Origin of the sequence: Paraburkholderia sp. RL17-368-BIF-A (assembly GCF_046054045.1) — a bacterium.
GTDB lineage: Bacteria > Pseudomonadota > Gammaproteobacteria > Burkholderiales > Burkholderiaceae > Paraburkholderia > Paraburkholderia graminis.
The window spans coordinates 17,146-34,419 of sequence record NZ_JARESN010000003.1 but is presented as its reverse complement, the minus strand read 5'-3'; the positions used below and the strand labels follow the sequence as shown (position 1 = coordinate 34,419).

The following is a 17,274-nucleotide window of genomic DNA, read 5'->3' as shown; positions in this document are numbered from 1 at the left end:
CTGCGCTCGGGGTGAGCTTCGAAGCCGAAGTGATTTCGTGGCTCCCGCAGTTGCGCCGCTATGCGCGCGCGCTGACGGGGGACCGCGCGTGGGCCGATGACCTCGTGCAGGACACGGCCGAGCGCGCGCTCGCGCGCTGGGCGGCGTTCCGGCCGAACAGCAATCTGCGCGCGTGGCTCCTGACCATCCTGCGGCATCTTTATATCGATCAGCTGCGCGGCCGCCGCGAAATCGCCGTCGACGAAGAAAGCGCCCCGTGGCGCAATCTCGAGGCGCCGCAACGCGAGGTCGACGGTCTCGTGCTGCGCGATCTGCAGCGCGCGCTGTATCGCCTGCCGCTCGAACAGCGCGAGGTGCTGCTGCTCGTGTGCGTCGAGGAACTGACGTATCAGGAGACGTCGAAGGCGCTCGGTGTGCCCGTCGGCACGGTGATGTCGCGGCTGTCGCGCGGGCGCGAGCATCTGCGCGCGTTGCTGGAGGGGCCCGCGCAAGGGCCGGCGCGCAAGCCGCCGCCGTTGAAAGTAGTGAGAAATCCGCGATGAATAACGACCACGACGACCACGATTCCAGCTTGCCCGACGGGGTGGACCTGCGAGCGCTGTCGGCGTTCGTCGACGGCGAGATGCCGGATCACGAGCGCGAGCGCATCGCGGCGCTCGTCGCCGGACATCCGCAAGCGGCCGCGCGGGTGGCCGCCTGGCGCGCGCAAAAGGCCGCGCTGCGCGTGTTGTGCGGCGTGTCGCCTGGCGAAGCGGAGCGCGCATCGGCGGATTATGCCGAGCCTGGCGGACCCGATGAACCTCATGCCGCCGACGACCCCGCCGTCATCGTGCTGCGTCCGCGCACGCCGTGGTGGCGGCGCGTCGGCGTGGCCGCGTGCTGGCTCGCGGCGGGCGCCGGCCTCGCGCTCGCGCTCGGCCCGCTCGCGCCGCGTTTGACGGGCGGCGTATGGAACGGTCTCGGCGCAAGCGCGCCCAGTTTCGCCGAACGCGCCGACATCGCGTATGCGGTTTATACGCCCGAGCGGCGACATCCGGTGGAAGTGGCGGCGAGCGAGGAAGAGCATCTGATCGCCTGGCTCTCCAAGCGTCTGAACCGGCCGCTTTCGGTGCCGTCGTTGCAGGAATACGGCTACTCGCTCGTGGGCGGCCGCCTGTTGCCCGGCGAGGCGGGACCGGCCGCGCAGTTCATGTACGAGAACCGCGGCGGCGCGCGCCTCACGCTGTACGTGACCGGCACCGCGCGCGATGAGAACGCGTTCCGTCTGCTGCGCGACGGCAACCGGCGCACCTTCTACTGGATCAGCGACGGCATGGGCTACGCGTTGTCCGGACCGATCGCGGAGGGCAAGCTGCGCTCGATTGCCGTCGACGTCTGCAGCGCGCTCGGCGGCAAGCCGGAAGCGTGGCAGTAGCGACGCGCGCGCCACAAACGGAGACCCCTTGAACCGCACCTTGCCGCCGAACCTTTCCGCCGCGCAGTTCGACGCGGCGCTGGCTGCCTGGCGCGCGATCGTCGGCGCTCAGCATGTGGTGAATTCGGCGACCGCGCTGTCGGCCTATCTCGACCCGTTCGCGCCCGGCGAGCGCGAGGCGTTCGCGGCGAGCGCCGCGCTGCTGCCCGCATCCGTCGATGAAATCCGTGCGGTGCTGCGCATTGCCAATCAATATCGCATTCCGTTGTGGACCGTTTCCACCGGACGCAACTTCGCGTACGGCGGCGCCGCGCCGCGTCTGACCGGTTCGGTCGTGCTCGATCTGCAACGGATGAAGCGCATCCTCGAGGTCAACGAATCGCTCGCGTATGCGCTCGTCGAACCGGGCGTGAGCTACTTCGATCTGCACGCGCACTTGCGCGAGAAAGGCTATCGGCTGTGGGTCGATCCACCGGCGGCGGGTTGGGGCAGTGTGGTCGGCAATACGCTGGAGCGCGGCTTCGGCTACACGTCGTATGGCGATCATGCGGCCACGCAGTGCGGCATGGAAGTGATACTCGCCAACGGCGACGTGCTGCGCACCGGCATGGGCGGCATCGACACGAGCACCGCATGGCAGCTTTATCAGCCGGGTTACGGGCCGTCGTTCGACGCGATGTTCATGCAGTCGAACTACGGCATCGTCACCAAGATCGGCGTGTGGCTGATGCCCGCACCGCCCGCGTATCTGCTCGGCGAAATTCAGTTTCGCCATGAAACGGATCTCGAAGCCATCGTCGAAATATTGCGGCCGTTGCGGCTCGACGAGACGATCCGCAATCATGCGGTGATCGAAGGCGGTTTGCGTCGCGCTGCCGGACTGTCGGCGCGCGCGCAGTGGTACGACGGTCCGGGCGCGATGCCGGAAAGCGCGGTGACGGCGATGCTCGACAAGCTGAACGTCGGCCGCTGGAATCTGCATTTCGCGCTGTACGGCACGCCCGAGCTGATCGACGCACGCTACGCGATCGTCGAGCGCGCGTTCGCGCGCGTGCCGCAGGCGCGAGTCTTCGCGAAGCGTTATGCGGGCGACGCCGAGCCCACCGCGGGCGGCGATCGCAATCTGGCCGGCATTCCGGCGATGAGCGCGTTTCGCATGCTCGACTGGCGCGGCGGCGCGGGCGCGCATGTGGACTTCGCGCCGGTGTGCCCGGCGACCGGGCGCGATGCGCTGCGCCAGTACTTCATGGTGAAGGCGCGCGCGGCCGAATACGGCTTCGATTACTACGGCGGATTCACGGCGGGCGTGCGTCATCTGCATCACATCTTCGCGGCGATTTTCGATCGCGACGACGCGAACCAGGTCGAGCAGGCCGGCGCACTATTGCGCTCGCTGATGAGCGACGCGCGCGCGGCCGGTTACGGACAATACCGCGCGCATCTCGCGTATATGGATTTCGCCGCCGCGCAGTACAGCTTCAACGAAGGCGCCTTGCTGCGGCTCTCGGAAACGATCAAGGACGCGCTCGACCCGAACGGCATTCTTGCGCCGGGCAAGCAGGGTATCTGGCCGGCGGCGTGGCGCGGACGGCGCGGCTATACGTAAGCGCAACATGAGCGCAAAGTGGAGCGCAACGTGGTGCAAGCGGCGAAATGAGCCGCATCGAACAACCGGAGCACGAGCATGGACCGGCGCACTTTCATGATGACGAGCGCATGGCTTTCCACCACGGCAGGCTCCGTGTGGCCCTGGCTCGGACACGCGGCGGCACGCGGCGACACCTTCGCGATTGCCGATTCGACGCTGCCGTCAAGCGCCGCGTTTGCCCGCTACGCCGCCGCGATGAACCTGCCCACTTTCGAAACCGGCGACGACATCGGCTTGCTATGGCACACCACGCTTTCGCCGCTGCTACACGGATCGGCTGCCAATGCAAACGCGGCGCGCTGGCTGATCGGCGTGACGCGCGCGTCCGATTACTTCGTGTTGAAAGAACTCGCGACTCGCGCGACGCATCGCATCGAGCATAGTCACGAACAGGCCGCGCAGTCCGCCGATGCCAAGCCCGCTCACGTCAGCTTCGTATTCGCGCCGCGTTGAGCCGCGACGACGCTAGGACTAGAACTTATAGGCCTTGTTTTGCGGGTCGAAAGTGGAGTCGTCGAATGTTTTCGGCGTGATGGTTTCGAACACGATCTTCTCGAAGATGCGGCCGTCGTTGTCATAAGACTCGACGGTGCGGAAATACGGATGCCGCAAATCGAGCCCGAGCGTCTCCTTCTTCGCGTAGAACTGCGGCTGACCGGTCGGCGTCTCGAACGTGAACGCGACCACGCGCACGCCGTCGATGGTCTGCACGTCGATCTGCATCGAGCGCGGCAAGCCGGCCTCGATAAATTTCTTGCCCTCGGCGAGGTACTGCTGCGCGATGTATTCGGTGCCGAGATCGCGCACCTGGTGATTCGATTGCGAGCGGGCGAGCGCGCCGTTCAACGACGTCCATAACGGCATCACGTTCATGATGCCGCCGAGGTGCCCATACATTTCGTCGCTGCGCTTGGACTCGTCGTAGATGATTTCCTGGCCCGCGTGCCCGCCGTCGGGCAGCCACTTTGCGTAGATGCGCAGCGGGTCGTGCGCGACGCGCACCAGCATGTGATCGGGCTTGTCGGGCCACTGGCCGCGAACGCGCTCGGAGCGCGACATCGTGAACTCATACGACGCGTAGCCGTTCGGACCTTCCTTGATATAGCGAGGCAGCGCGAGCGGATCGAGCGACTTGAATAGCGCGACCAGTTGCGCGTCGTCGAGCGCTTCGAGCGTGCCGCTCTGTTGCGCGGCACGCAGCCATTTGACCTGCTGATCGAGCGTCAACTTGCCGACTTGCGAAGCGGGCGTGGAAGGTGGCTTGACCGCGCTTGCGGTTTCGAGCGGCGGCGGCTTGTCGTCGTTTTGTGCGAAGGCGGGCGAGACGCCGATGCTTACGATTGCACATGCTACGGCGCACGCGACGAACGCGCCGGACCGCAGCTTGCGAAACGGCAGCTTGTCGCGCTGAGCCGGCGGCGCGCAAACAGCGGCTGTCGCGTTCAAGCGCATCGCGCGAAACAACCGCAAGCGTGCGAACAGGCAAGGCGTCATCAAAACTCTCCCGAAAGGTGGCGCAACGCTTCACGCGAGCGCCTTGGGAGTCAGGCAGACTTTTGCTTCGCGAGTTCCTCGTCCCGCAGCGCGCGGCGCAGAATCTTGCCGACATTGGTTTGCGGCAACTCATCGCGGAACTCCACGACCTTCGGCACCTTGTAGCCCGTCAGGTTCTTGCGGCAATGCGCGATCACCTGTTCGGCGGTCAACGACGGATTGCGCTTCACGACGAACACCTTCACGCGCTCGCCCTGGGCGTCGTCGGGCACACCGATTGCCGCTACTTCGCGCACGTCGGGGTGCGCCGCGATTACGTCCTCGATCTCGTTCGGATAAACGTTGAAGCCCGACACGAGGATCATGTCTTTCTTCCTGTCGATGAGACGAATGAAGCCGCGCGAATCCATCACGCCGATGTCGCCGGTCGCGAGCCAGCCTTCGTCGTCGATCACCTTGACGGTTTCCTCAGGGCGGTTCCAGTAGCCCTTCATGACCTGCGGTCCCATCACGCACAATTCGCCTGCCTCGCCGATGTCCGCCCAACTGCCGTCGTCTTTTCTGAAGCGCACTTGCGTCGACGGCGCGGGCAAGCCGATCGAGCCTTCGAAGTCGCGCAGGTTCGAGACGTCGACGGGATTCATCGACACGATCGGCGAGCATTCGGTCAAGCCGTAGCCTTCGATAATCGGCTTGCCCGTCACCGCCTTGAAGCGTTCGGCCACCGACCTTTGCGTCGCCATGCCGCCCGCCATCGCGAGCTTGAGGTCGGAGAAATCGCGCTTGCGAAATTCCTCGTTCTCGAGAAACGCGTTGTACAGCGTATTGACCGCGGTCATGCCGGTGAACTTCTCATGACGGATGATCATCATCACGCGCTTCATGTCGCGCGGATTCGCGATCAGGATGTTGCGCCCGCCGAGTCCCATGAAGATCAGCGCGTTCACCGTCAGCGAATAGATGTGATAAAGCGGCAGCGGCGTGAGCACCGTTTCTATCTCGCCGCTCAATTGACCTTCGGACCACGCCTTCGCCTGCAGCAGATTGGCGATGATGTTGCGATGCGTGAGCATCGCGCCCTTCGCGACGCCCGTGGTTCCGCCGGTGTACTGAAGAAACGCGATGTCGTGATGCGTCGGGCGAACCGGTGTGAGCGGCCGCGCATAGCCGACGGCGAGCGCCTTCAGAAGCGGCACCGCTTGCGGCAACTGATACTCGGGCACCATCTTCTTCACATGACGCAGCATGAAATTGAGCAGACGTCCCTTGATATTCAGGCCGTCGGCGAGCAGGTCGCCGAGTCCCGTCACGATCACGTTCTGTATCTTCGTGCCCGGCAGCGCGTCCTGTACTGTCTTCGCAAAGTTCTCGAACACGATGATGGTTTGCGCGCCGCTGTCCTTCAACTGATGCGCAAGCTCGCGCACTGTGTAGAGCGGATTCACGTTGACCACGACGGCGCCCGCTTTGAGCACGCCGAACAGCGACACCGGATACTGGAACGTATTGGGCAGCATGATCGCGACGCGTTCGCCGGGCTTCACGCCGATGCTCTGCAAATACGCGGCGAAGGCCGTCGCCTTGCGGCCCAGTTCGCCATACGTCATGCTCGCGCCGACGCTCACGTACGCAACGCGCTCGCGAAACTGCGCGATGCATTCGTCGAAGAATTGCACGAGCGACTCGTACTTGTTGACGTCGATTTCATGCGGCACGCCGGCGGGGTACGACGCGTACCAGATGCCGTCGGTGTTGGGCGCGCGCCCGGCACGCCCGCTTGCCTGATTCGCAGCGGCGGGCGAGGGCGAGGCTTGAGTGGGCTCGGTCATCGGTCGTCTCCTGAAGCCTGGGCTTCATATGTTTGTGTGCTGTTTGTGCAGTGCTTTGCTTATGGTTCGCGCGACGCCGGTCAGCGCTCCAGAATAGCCACCACGCCCTGGCCGCCCGCCGCGCAGATCGAGATCAATCCGCGCGCGGTGCCCGCGGGCTTATCGAGCTGCGCGAGCATCTTCGCAAGACCCGCGACGATGCGCCCGCCCGTCGCCGCAAACGGATGACCCGTCGCGAGCGAGCCGCCGTTCACGTTGAGCTTCGCGCGATCGATCGCGCCGAGCGGGCCGTCGAGGCCCAACTGCGTGCGGCAATATTCGTCATCCTGCCATGCCGCGAGCGTGCACAACACTTGCGCGGCGAACGCTTCGTGGATCTCGTAGAAATCGAAGTCCTGCAACGTCAGTCCCGCGCGTGCGAGCATGCGCGGCACCGCATACGCAGGCGCCATCAAGAGGCCCTCTTTCTTGTCGAAGTAGTCGACGGCCGCCGTTTCCGACCAGCTCAGATACGCCAGCACCGGCAGCCCGCGGCGCGCGGCCCAGTCCTCGCTCGCGAGCAGTACCGCCGATGCGCCGTCGGTGAGCGGCGTCGAATTGCCGGCGGTCAGCGTACCGGCGTCGCGATCGAACGCGGGCTTGAGCGAAGCGAGCTTTTCGAGCGTGAGGTCGGAGCGCAGATTGTTGTCGCGCGCAAGGCCGCGGTACGGCGTCATCAGATCGTTGACGAAGCCGCGCGCGTACGCTTCGGCGAGCTTGCGATGACTGTCGTAGGCGAGCACGTCCTGCGCCTCGCGCGAGATGTTCCAGCGCTTCGCCATCAGTTCGCAATGCTCGCCCATCGAAAGACCCGTGCGCGGCTCGCCGTTGCGCGGCAACAGCGGCTTGAAAAACATGCCGGGCCGCAGCTTCGCCAGCGCGCCGACACGCTGACCCGTGCTGCGGCCGCGGTTCGCCTCGAGCAGAATCTTGCGCAGGTTCTCGTTCACGCCGATCGGCGCATCCGAGGTCGTATCCACGCCGCCTGCGATGCCCACGTCGATCTGTCCCAACGCAATTTTATTGGCCACGAGGATCGCGGTTTCGAGACCCGTGCCGCACGCCTGTTGCACATCGTACGCGGGTGTTTCCTTCGCGAGTGTGGTGGACAGCACGGATTCGCGCGTGAGATTGAAGTCGCGCGAATGCTTGATGACGGCGCCCGCCGCGACTTCGCCGAGACGTTCGCCATGCAGGTTGTAGCGGTCGATCAGTCCTTGCAGCGTGAAGGTCAGCATGTCCTGATTCGACGCGGTCGCGTAGGCCGTATTCGAGCGGGCAAACGGAATCCGGTTGCCGCCGATAATCGCGACGCGGCGCACGGGTGGCAGCGGGTGAGGCATGCTCGGCTCCTTCTTGTGGCGTGTTGGATTGATTTGGCTCGCGTAGACAGCGGCAAGCGCCGCTATCGTTGTTCCGGCGCGGGTCTGATTGCAGGACATGCGTTCATTGCAGTCTCCATTGCATGCGCCCGCGCAAATGCGGCTTTTCTCCGGCGATGTCGCGCACCTCGATATCGCGTTCGATCAGCGAGGACGACGCACTCCATAGCGTTGCTTCGCCGGGCAGCAGCATCGGCAACTTGAATTCGGCGCTGAGCGTGGCTTCGGCAAGCGGCTTCGGCGGCTGCAATGACGATGCCGCGCGCGCGAGCGTCCACATGCCATGCGCGATCGCGCGCGGGAAGCCGAACGCTTTCGCGGAAAGCGCGCTCATATGGATCGGGTTGTAGTCGCCGGACACGCTCGCATAATCGCGGCCGAGTTGCGGCGCGAGCTGCCAGCGCGCGATGCGCTGCAACGCGGCGGCATCCACCACGAGCGGATCGAGCGGCGCGCCGCTCGCCGCCACGCCGCGCTTCAGATAAACGCTGTCGCCGTCCCACACCGCTTCGCCGCGCCGGTAAATGCGCGTATGCAGCAGGAACGCCTGGCCCTTGTCGTGACGCAGCAGCGCGCCGAACTCCACTTCGATGCGCAAAACGTCCTTGTACGCAAGCGGCCGGCGCAGACGCACATGATTGGCGAGATGCAGCAGCCCGACCGCGGGCCACGGGAACGCCGGATCGGTGAGCATCAGCAGATGCAGCGGAAACGCGAGCAGATGCGGATACGTGAGCGGCACGCCGTGTTCGGGAATGAAGCCGCACACGCGCGCATAACGCCACGCGGGCCCGGCATCGAGCGCGACGGCGGGGCGCACGAGACGCAACGCCGGCAACTGCGCCGGACGTCCGCGCTTGACGACGCCCGACAACGCGCGCGCATAAAGACGCGCCGGCGTGGGCAAGGTATCGATTACGACGGTCTTCGGCCGGACTGCATCGCGTTGTGCGAGAGTCGACGCGTGCTGGCCGCCGAACGGATCACCGGGTTCTTGCATGGTCAGGCTCCGATCAGGCTTTGTCCGCACACGCGCACCACCTGGCCGCTGATGCCGCCCGAGCCCGGATGCGCGAGCCACGCGATGGTCTGCGCGACGTCGACCGGCTGGCCGCCCTGGGCGAGCGAATTCATGCGGCGGCCGGCTTCTCGAAGCGTGAACGGCATCTTCGCGGTCATCTGCGTTTCGATGAAGCCCGGCGCGACCGCGTTGATCGTGATGCCGCGCGCGCGCAACAACGGCGCCATGCTTTGCACGCGGCCGATCACGCCCGCTTTCGACGTCGCGTAGTTGGTCTGCCCGAGATTGCCCGCAATGCCGCTGATCGACGACACGGCGACGATGCGGCCGCCGTCGCGCAGAATGCCGGCCGCGAGCAAGGCGTCGTCGATGCGCTCCTGCGCGCACAGGTTGATGTCGATCACGTTCTGCCACATAGCGGCGGTCATCTTCGCGATGGTTTTGTCCTTCGTGATGCCGGCGTTGTGCACGATGATGTCGATGCCCAGATCGTCGAGCGCGGCGGCGATCTGAGCGGGCGCTTCGGGCGCGGCGATGTCGAAGGCGAGCGCGGTGCCGTTCAACTGGCGCATGGTCGCGTCGAGCGCGTCGCGTGCCGACGGAATGTCGATGCCGATCACATGCGCGCCTTGCGCCGCGAGCACGCTTGCAATGGCCGCGCCGATGCCGCGCGCCGCGCCCGTCACCACCGCGCGCCTGTTCGCGAGCGGCGCTTGCCAATCGAAGGCCGCGGCTTTGCCGTCTTTCGTAAGCGAACGCGTGGCGCTCGAGTCGGGGCCGTCGGCGGTAATGTGTACGACCTGACCCGACACGTACGCCGAGCGCGGCGACAGAAAAAAGCGCAGCGTGGCCTCGATCCGCGCTTCAGCGCCTTCGCCGACATAGACCAGGTTCGCGGTGATGCCGCGCCGCGCTTCCTTGCCGAGCGAACGCGTGAGACCTTCGAGCGCGCGCTGCGCGGTCCATTGCCGCGGATTCGCGCAGTCCTGCGGCGGCCGCCCGAGCACGACGATGCGCCCGCACTTGCCGAGCGAGCGCAGCGTGTCGTGGAAGAACGCATGCAGCGGCTCCATCTGGCTGCTGTCCTCGATACCGCTCGCATCGAAGATCAACGCGGCAAGACGCGTGGCCGAGCCTGCCTCCGCCGCCTGAAAACGCCCCGTCATCAGACCGTGACGATGCGCGAGCGGCATCCACAAGCCGGCGCTTTCATGCGCGACGCTCGTCACGCCGATGCTTGCGACGAGATTCGCGAGCGCATCCAGCAGATGCGGCCCGCGCCCCGCGCCGATCGCAATCAGGCCGTTGAACTCGGGGCGATCCGCGCGATAGCGGCGCAGCACCTCGGGCTTCGGCAGACCCAGCGAACGCGCAAGACGCGCGCCGAACGGCGAATTGACGAAGTTCAGGTAAGAGTCGTTCATGTTGTTGGTTGCTCCGCTGGACACGTCCGCACGTCCGTCAGTGTGCACTGAGTTTCGCGCATCGGCGTGTTTCGCAGCGAGGTTTTTTCATGGCGAGGCCCGAGCCCTGCTGCGCGTCACAGCGCGACTTCGAGCGCCGTTTCGAGTGCGTCCTTGCGTCGTTGCAGACTGGCGAGCAGGTCGAAGTCGGCGGGGAAGTCGTCGACCTTCACGACGTGTGCCGCGTAGCGCGCGTACTCGTCGAGCACGCGGCGCTCGTCGGCGTCGATCAGGCCTTGCTGCAGCGCGGCGTCGGCCCATGCGCCCAGTTGCACGACGCTCTGCGGCATGGGCTCGAGGCGGCGCGCTTTCACCGCTTCGCGAAGCTTCTGCTCGATCTGCGTGAAGCGCGGGTTCAGCTCGAACACGAGTTCGCCGTAGCCAAGCGCATCGACGTCGGGATGCGGCACGTACGAATCGGACACCAGCCGGTTGCGCGCCGCGCCCGGCGTCTGCATCAGTTCCGCGATCGCGCTGCCGAGGCGGTCGGACGGCTCGCGATGCGGCAGGCCGAACGGAAAGGCGAGCACACGCACGAGGCCGGCGGCAAGGCGATTCGGATAATTGGCGAGCACGCCGTCGAGCGCCTGTTGCGCGCGATACAGCGAGTCCTCCACGCCCCAGCGCACGAGCGGCAGATCGTCTTCCTGACGGCCTTCGTCCTCGAAACGCTTCAGCGTTGCGGAGATCAGATAGAGCTGCGAGAGCACGTCGCCAAGACGCGCCGAAATGCGTTCGCGGCGTTTCAGATCGCCGCCGAGCACGAACATGGAGACATCCGCGAGCAGCGCGAAAACCGTGGCGATGCGCGTGGCCGCGCGATAGTACGCGTGCAGCGGCGCATGCGCGGCGCGCGGCGTGGCGATGAAGGCGCCGCCCGTGATGCCGTACACGACGCTGCGCACCACGTTCGACAGCGTGAAGCCGACGTGGCCGAAGAAGGCGTCGTCGAAATCGCGCAGCGCTTTGGCGCGGTCGGCTTCGCGCGTTGCGGTCATTTCCTTCAGCACGTACGGATGGCAACGAATCGCGCCCTGACCGAAGATGATCAGGCAGCGCGTGAGAATGTTCGCGCCTTCGACGGTGATCGCAATCGGCACCTGCTGATAGGCGCGTGCGAGAAAATTCGACGGCCCCATGCAAATGCCCTTGCCGGCGGTGACATCCATTGCGTCGTTGATGACCATGCGGGCGCGCTCGGTGATGTGATACTTCGCGATCGCCGAAATCACCGAAGGCTTTTCGCCGAGATCTACCGCATGCGCGGACAGGCGGCGCGCGGCGTCCATCACGTACAGATTGCCGCCCATGCGGCCGAGCGCTTCCTGCACGCCCTCGAACTTGCCGACGGCCGTGCGGAACTGGCGGCGCACGGCGGCATACGCGCCCGTGCCGCGCACGGCGAGCTTCGCCATTCCCACATTCGACGACGGCAGCGAAATCGCGCGGCCCGCCGCGAGACATTCCATCAGCATGCGCCAGCCGTTGCCCACTTGCGCGCGTCCGCCGATCACCCAGTCGAGCGGAATGAAGACGTCCTTGCCGGAGTTCGGGCCGTTCTGGAACACCGCGTTAAGCGGCCAGTGACGGCGCCCGATGTTCACGCCGGGATGATCGGTCGGAATCAGCGCGCAGGTGATGCCGGGTTCGTCGTTCGAGCCGAGCAGACGGTCGGGATCGAGCGCGCGAAACGCGAGGCCGAGCACGGTGGCAATCGGCCCGAGCGTGATGTAGCGCTTGTCCCAGGTGACGCGAAAGCCGAGCGTCTCGCGGCCTTCGTGCATGCCTTTACACACGATGCCAACATCGGGAATCGCGGCGGCGTCCGAGCCGGCGTAGGGACTCGTCAGCGCGAAGCAGGGGATTTCATCGCCGCGCGCGAGACGCGGCAAATAGTGGTTCTTCTGCTCGTCGGTGCCGTAGTGCATCAGCAGTTCGGCGGGGCCGAGCGAATTGGGCACCATCACCGAAACGGCCGCGGCCGAGCAGCGCGTGGCGAGCTTCATGATGACCTGCGAATGCGCGTACGCGGAGAACTGCTTGCCGCCATACTGCTTCGGAATGATCATGCCGAGAAAGCCACGCTCCTTGATGAACTGCCACGCTTGCGGCGACAGGTCCTGCCACACCATCGTGGTTTCCCAGTCGTTCGCGAGGTCGCATAGCTGTTCGCATTCGTTGTCGAGGAAGGACTGCTCTTCGGCCGTCAATGTTGCTGGGCCGTAGCCTAGCAGCGTGTCCCAATGCGGACGGCCGGAGAAGAGTTCGGCGTCCCACCAGACGGTGCCGGCTTCGATCGCGTCACGCTCGGTCGGCGACATGTCCGGCAGGATCTTGCGAAACGTGTCGAGCACCGGCTTCGCAAGCCACGCGCGGCGCAGCGGCTTCGCGGCGAGCACGAGGGCGGGCAGCACCAGCACGACGGCGAACAGCGTGGTCGCGGCCACGCCCGCCGCCCCGCTCAGGCGTACGGCGGCGACCCACGCGACCATGAAGACCAGCCACCAGAGCGCGCGTGCCTGAACGTACACGAGCGCAAGCGCGCCGACGACCAGCAGTAGAACGAACCACGACATGACGTTTCCTCCCTGTTTCGATGATGCGTGCGAACGCATCCACGGCGCGTGGACGGTTCGTTTTTTTGATGTTGTGCGAGCAGGCTTGGCGTCGATTGGCGCTTGGCCTGCTTTTTGTCGAACGGCGTTTTTATGTCGCGCCGTGCCACACCTGCTGCAACGGACAGGCTTCTATCGCACTGCCGCGAGACTCGCCGTCGAGGCTCGCATGTGCCGGTGTATGTGCATGTGTATGTGCATGTACATGTGCTGATGCAGCCGACATGCCTGGGTTGCCTCGCGAAGCAGATGAACTCGCTGAGTCGTCAGCGTCGCGATGTGCTTCGTTCGCGGCATCGTTCGTAGCGTGTTGGCTGTTCTGCGCGGCCGTGGCGGTGCTCGCGTCGCTGTCCGCATCCGCTTCGGCATCCGTATCCGTCGCGTCGCCGAGCACCGCCGCGAACATCGCCAGTTGCGACGCGTCGGGCAGCGGCGCCTTCAGTGCGGCGACCATCAGCGATGCAAGACGGGCGATCAGTTGCAGGTCGTTCATCGACTTGCCCTGCGAGAACTCCGCGATCAGGCTCTCGGTGTCGGCGCCCGCCAGCACGCCCGACAACGCGCCGATCGCAAAGTGCAGACGCCAGCCGAGTTCCTCGCGCGGCAGATGCGGCAACGCGCGCTGAAACGCGTCGAAAAAACGCACGGCCACCGACGCATAGTGCGCATTCAGAAAGTCGCGAATGAAGGCGGACGGGTCCGTGTAAGCGCGGCCGAGCAAGCGCAAAAACGCCTTGCCGCCGACGCGCGGATCGCGCGACAGCCGCAGCGCCGGAATGAACATCGCGCCGAGCACGTGCTCGCAGGTGAGCCGCTCGCCGAGCATCTGATCGAAGCGATCGAGCAGCTTGACGCGCTCTTCGTTGAGGCGGTCGAGCCGGCGCGACAGCATCGAGTGAATCAGCGATTCCTTGCTGCCGAAGTGATAGTTGACCGCCGCGAGATTCACTTCGGCGCGCGAAGTGATCTGCCGCAGCGACATGGCCTCGTATCCGCAATCGATGAAGAGCGTCTCAGCGGCGTCGAGAATGCGTGACTTCGTATCGCCGGCGTGCCGGCTTGTTGTGCGACCTGCCATGTTGCGTCTCCCAGTTGCCGGGCGCCCGGCCCGCAAACAGGCGATTCAAATGTCAATTTGAAACAGCCGTTTTTTTCAGGATATGAAGGATGGTGAAGCTGAGCAAGGGTTGCGTGTCGATTAACTCCTCTAGAAGACTCAAGGTTGGGCGCAACGCTTCGCGCGCGAAAAATAAAAAGGCCGTTCCGACGAATCGGAACGGCCTCGTATGAATCGGTGCTGATCGGTACTCTGTTTGGCCTGCGCTTATGCGCTAGTTCAAGCGGCACGCGCGCTATGTATGCCGTGGTGCTCTGTGCATACAGGCTGCGTGCCGTGGCGGTTCGAGCCGCCTTGTCGTCTATTGTGCCCGATAACCGCGCGGCGAAACAGTTGTTTGGTTCGAACGCTTAAAGCTGTCCTCCAACGGGGCGGCCTTGCACGTGTTCGCCGACATGCGCGGCCGACTGCGTCATGTCGATGCCGCGGCGCTCGCGGCTAAACGGAATCAGCGCGCAGATCACGAGCGCGACGACGCCGATCACGACGGCCATCACGAGTGCATAGTTGTTGCCGTGGGCTTCGGCGGCGCTCGCCTGCAGCGGTCCGTTCACGGACGCAATCAGATTGCCGAGCTGATACACGAGACCAGGGAAGGTCGCGCGGATTTCGTCGGGCGAGATCTCGTTCAAATGAACCGGTATCACGCCCCATGCGCCTTGCACGGAAATCTGCATCAGGAACGCGCCCACTGCAAGCAGCACCGGCGTGCTCGAAAAAGCCCACAACGGCAGCACCGGCAGAGCGATCAGCGCGGCGATAAAGATTGCGCGCTTGCGTCCGATCTTCTCCGACAACATGCCGAAAAAGAGCCCGCCGCAAATCGCGCCGATGTTCAGCGTGATCGTGATCAGGGACACCGTGTGCGCGTCGAACTGATGCTGCACGCGCAAGAAAGTGGGGTACAGGTCCTGCGATCCGTGAGAGAAGAAGTTGAACGCGGTCATCAGCACGATCGCGTACAGCGACAGCTTCACGTTCTTTTTCAACGTGGCGACGAGGCCGGGCCGTGCCTGCTTTTCGAGTGTCTTGAACGCGGGCGATTCCGGCACGTGCGCGCGAATGTACAGCACGAGCAGCGCGGGCAGCACGCCGACGAAGAACATGCCGCGCCAGCCGATATACGGAAAGAAGAGGCCGAACACCACCGACGCGAGCAGGTAGCCGCTCGGATAGCCCGCTTGCAGCAAGCCGGAGACGATGCCGCGCGACTTCGGCGGCACGGTCTCCATCGTCAAGGCGCCGCCCACGCCCCATTCGCCGCCCATCGCAATACCGAACAGCGCGCGCAGCACCAGCAGCGTGGCGAGGTTAGGGGAGAAGCCAGACAGCAATTCGAGCAGCGAGAAGCACGCGATGTTCACCATCAGCGTGGGCCGGCGGCCGTAGCGGTCGGCGAGCCAGCCGAAAATCAGCGCGCCGACCGGCCGCATCATCAGCGTCAGCATAATGCCGAACGCGACATCGGGGATTTTCGTATTGAATTCCGCTGCAATATCTTTCAATACGAAAACCATCAGAAAGAAATCGAATGCGTCGAGTGTCCAGCCGAGATAGGCGGCGATCGTGACGTTTCTCTGCTCGCGTGTCCAGCTCATGGATTGTTCTCCTGGTCTCCATTCCGTTTTCGGTAAGCCGCGCGCGATGCCGATGACCGACACGCCCGTGGCATGGTCTTCGAGCGCGAGTGTACGCCGACCTTTAAGCGTCTGCAGGAATCCGCGCAGCGTTATCGGTGTTAATCCTGGAGCAATTATCGTGCTGAATGCGCAACTGAGGCGGAGTGTCGGTTCAATGTAATTATTGTATTGGGCTTGTTTGCAAAAGTGCATGCGATATGTAATGAAATGAATTGCGGAATGGATTGCCGATCAATTGCCCGATCAATTGCAAACGCGGCCTCATCCGGTCGCAATGACTTCGCCGTTTTGCGTAGCCCCGCAAGCTTTTCCGATGCGCTCGCGCCGCAACGGTAGAATGCAATCGACCGCCGACTGTCGGCATCCACGAATGGATGTGCCCGAAAACGCAATGAGCGATTCAACCCAAACGACAAATCAGACGGCAACGCCCGCGCCGCTCCAAACACCGTTCTCCGTCCTGTTCGTCGACGACGATGAGATGTCGCGCAACCACTTCGCCCGCGCCGTCCGCGACGATTACCGCGTGCATCTCGCGCGCGACGCCGACGAAGCGATGGCGCTGCTGCACGATCTGGGTCCCGAGATTGCCGTGCTCGTCACCGACTTTCGCATGCCGGGCCGCGACGGCGGCCATCTGCTGCGCGAAGTCGGAGAAACGTATCCGCAGATCGTGCGCATCCTCGTGACGGCGTATGCCGACAAGGACATGCTGCTGCAAACCTTCAATACCGGCGACCTGTTCCGCATCCTCGAAAAGCCGCTTCGCGTGGAGTCCGTGCGCGAGGTGCTGCGGCAGGCGGTGACGCGTTACGCCGAGCGCGAAACGCGTCAGCAGCGGCTGCTCGCGATGGACGAGACGCTTGCGTTCCTCGCTCACGAACTGAACACGCCGCTCGCCGCGATCTCGCTCTTTGCGCGCTCGGTGGAGAACGACGTCGCGCAGGACTACGATCCCGAGCGTCAGCGCGAGATCGGTCTCGCGGCCACGTCCATGCTCAACAACGCGCAGTATTGCCTGACGCTGATCTCGTCGTTCTGGGCGACGGTGCACAAGAGTGGCGGCCCGCAGCCGGCGTCGGGCAGCGCGGCGCGCGAGGTGAAGGCGACGCGCCTCATCGCCACCTTGCTCGACTCGTATCCGTTTGCGGGCGCACAGCGCGAATGGGTCGCCGTCGACGCGCGCGGCGATTTTGTCATTCACGCGATGCCCAATTGCGTCGCGCTGGTTCTCTCGTCGCTGATCTCGAATGCGTTGCGCGCGCTCGACGGTTGCCCCGCGCCTTCGTTGCGTGTCGAAGTGGTAAGCGAACCGGAGCCGGAAATTCGTCTGCACGACAATGGTCCGGGCATCGAACCGGAGGTCAAGGCGCGCTTGCTGCTCGATCCGGTGACGACGCACGCCGGCCGCGGCGGTCACGGCATGGGCATGATCTTTTGCAACCGCATCATGCAATCGTTCGGCGGCGGGCTGCGGATCGAATCGGCGGTCGGCGAGGGCACGACCGTGACGATGCGCTTTCCGGGCATCAGAGGCCGGGTGCAGAGTGGCGTCGGCGAAGCGCGCGACAACGGCGCGATCTGACTCGCGCCTTTGACGCGGACGCCTTAG

The 17,274-nt window shown here is 64.7% G+C and carries 13 protein-coding genes; 5 read left to right on the top strand and 8 right to left on the bottom strand.

The window, feature by feature from the left end; genetic code table 11:
• The first annotated feature begins 11 nt into the window (after positions 1-11).
• From P0D87_RS06130 to P0D87_RS06115, 4 genes are all read left to right on the top strand, one after another.
• Positions 12-542, top strand: a complete 531-nt coding sequence (locus tag P0D87_RS06130; protein WP_053858215.1) for a sigma-70 family RNA polymerase sigma factor — start codon at positions 12-14, stop codon at positions 540-542.
• Positions 539-1,414: an anti-sigma factor family protein gene (locus tag P0D87_RS06125; RefSeq protein WP_408636761.1), complete on the top strand. Its 876-nt coding sequence runs from the start codon at positions 539-541 to the stop codon at positions 1,412-1,414. Before P0D87_RS06130 ends, P0D87_RS06125 begins: the two co-directional genes overlap by 4 nt.
• A gap of 28 nt (positions 1,415-1,442) precedes the next feature.
• Entirely contained in the window at positions 1,443-3,020 is a 1,578-nt protein-coding gene (locus tag P0D87_RS06120) for an FAD-binding oxidoreductase (protein WP_053858214.1), read from the top strand.
• 78 nt (positions 3,021-3,098) lie between these two features.
• Positions 3,099-3,515 carry a hypothetical protein gene (locus P0D87_RS06115; RefSeq protein WP_053858213.1) on the top strand — a complete coding sequence of 139 codons (417 nt, stop codon included), beginning with the start codon at positions 3,099-3,101 and terminating at the stop codon, positions 3,513-3,515.
• Between the two features lie 18 nt (positions 3,516-3,533).
• Here P0D87_RS06115 and P0D87_RS06110 read toward each other — a convergent pair whose 3' ends face one another.
• The 8 genes from P0D87_RS06110 to P0D87_RS06075 form a co-directional block, all read right to left on the bottom strand.
• Positions 3,534-4,514: a DUF1571 domain-containing protein gene (locus P0D87_RS06110; protein WP_408636776.1), complete on the bottom strand. Its 981-nt coding sequence runs from the start codon at positions 4,512-4,514 to the stop codon at positions 3,534-3,536.
• Between the two features lie 92 nt (positions 4,515-4,606).
• Positions 4,607-6,385 (bottom strand): AMP-binding protein, encoded by a 1,779-nt coding sequence (locus P0D87_RS06105; protein WP_053858211.1) that lies wholly within the window; start codon positions 6,383-6,385, stop codon positions 4,607-4,609.
• Positions 6,386-6,465: 80 nt separating this feature from the next.
• Positions 6,466-7,767, bottom strand: coding sequence for an acetyl-CoA C-acetyltransferase (locus P0D87_RS06100; protein ID WP_053858210.1), 1,302 nt, complete (start codon positions 7,765-7,767; stop codon positions 6,466-6,468).
• 103 nt (positions 7,768-7,870) lie between these two features.
• Positions 7,871-8,806, bottom strand: a complete 936-nt coding sequence (locus tag P0D87_RS06095) for a MaoC/PaaZ C-terminal domain-containing protein (RefSeq protein WP_053858209.1) — start codon at positions 8,804-8,806, stop codon at positions 7,871-7,873.
• A 2-nt stretch (positions 8,807-8,808) separates the two neighbouring features.
• Positions 8,809-10,251, bottom strand: coding sequence for a 3-oxoacyl-ACP reductase (locus tag P0D87_RS06090; RefSeq protein WP_053858208.1), 1,443 nt, complete (start codon positions 10,249-10,251; stop codon positions 8,809-8,811).
• A 116-nt stretch (positions 10,252-10,367) separates the two neighbouring features.
• Positions 10,368-12,866 carry an acyl-CoA dehydrogenase gene (locus P0D87_RS06085; RefSeq protein WP_053858207.1) on the bottom strand — a complete coding sequence of 833 codons (2,499 nt, stop codon included), beginning with the start codon at positions 12,864-12,866 and terminating at the stop codon, positions 10,368-10,370.
• A gap of 130 nt (positions 12,867-12,996) precedes the next feature.
• A complete protein-coding gene (locus P0D87_RS06080) occupies positions 12,997-13,983 on the bottom strand; it encodes a TetR/AcrR family transcriptional regulator (RefSeq protein ID WP_053858206.1) in 987 nt (328 codons plus the stop codon).
• 389 nt (positions 13,984-14,372) lie between these two features.
• Positions 14,373-15,620 (bottom strand): MFS transporter, encoded by a 1,248-nt coding sequence (locus P0D87_RS06075; RefSeq protein ID WP_053858205.1) that lies wholly within the window; start codon positions 15,618-15,620, stop codon positions 14,373-14,375.
• Between the two features lie 433 nt (positions 15,621-16,053).
• Between P0D87_RS06075 and P0D87_RS06070 the strand changes: the two genes are divergently transcribed.
• Positions 16,054-17,247 (top strand): hybrid sensor histidine kinase/response regulator, encoded by a 1,194-nt coding sequence (locus tag P0D87_RS06070; RefSeq protein ID WP_029971641.1) that lies wholly within the window; start codon positions 16,054-16,056, stop codon positions 17,245-17,247.
• Positions 17,248-17,274 lie beyond the last annotated feature (27 nt).

Excerpts from the sequence above, each read along its gene's own strand:
- P0D87_RS06095 (WP_053858209.1), bottom strand. The coding sequence starts at position 8,806 with ATGCAAGAACCCGGTGATCCGTTCGGCGGCCAGCACGCGTCGACTCTC.
- P0D87_RS06125 (WP_408636761.1), top strand. The coding sequence starts at position 539 with ATGAATAACGACCACGACGACCACGATTCCAGCTTGCCCGACGGGGTG.
- P0D87_RS06110 (WP_408636776.1), bottom strand. The coding sequence starts at position 4,514 with ATGCGCTTGAACGCGACAGCCGCTGTTTGCGCGCCGCCGGCTCAGCGC.
- P0D87_RS06100 (WP_053858210.1), bottom strand. The coding sequence starts at position 7,767 with ATGCCTCACCCGCTGCCACCCGTGCGCCGCGTCGCGATTATCGGCGGC.
- P0D87_RS06075 (WP_053858205.1), bottom strand. The coding sequence starts at position 15,620 with ATGAGCTGGACACGCGAGCAGAGAAACGTCACGATCGCCGCCTATCTC.
- P0D87_RS06115 (WP_053858213.1), top strand. The coding sequence starts at position 3,099 with ATGGACCGGCGCACTTTCATGATGACGAGCGCATGGCTTTCCACCACG.
- P0D87_RS06105 (WP_053858211.1), bottom strand. The coding sequence starts at position 6,385 with ATGACCGAGCCCACTCAAGCCTCGCCCTCGCCCGCCGCTGCGAATCAG.
- P0D87_RS06070 (WP_029971641.1), top strand. The coding sequence starts at position 16,054 with ATGAGCGATTCAACCCAAACGACAAATCAGACGGCAACGCCCGCGCCG.
- P0D87_RS06090 (WP_053858208.1), bottom strand. The coding sequence starts at position 10,251 with ATGAACGACTCTTACCTGAACTTCGTCAATTCGCCGTTCGGCGCGCGT.
- P0D87_RS06080 (WP_053858206.1), bottom strand. The coding sequence starts at position 13,983 with ATGGCAGGTCGCACAACAAGCCGGCACGCCGGCGATACGAAGTCACGC.
- P0D87_RS06085 (WP_053858207.1), bottom strand. The coding sequence starts at position 12,866 with ATGTCGTGGTTCGTTCTACTGCTGGTCGTCGGCGCGCTTGCGCTCGTG.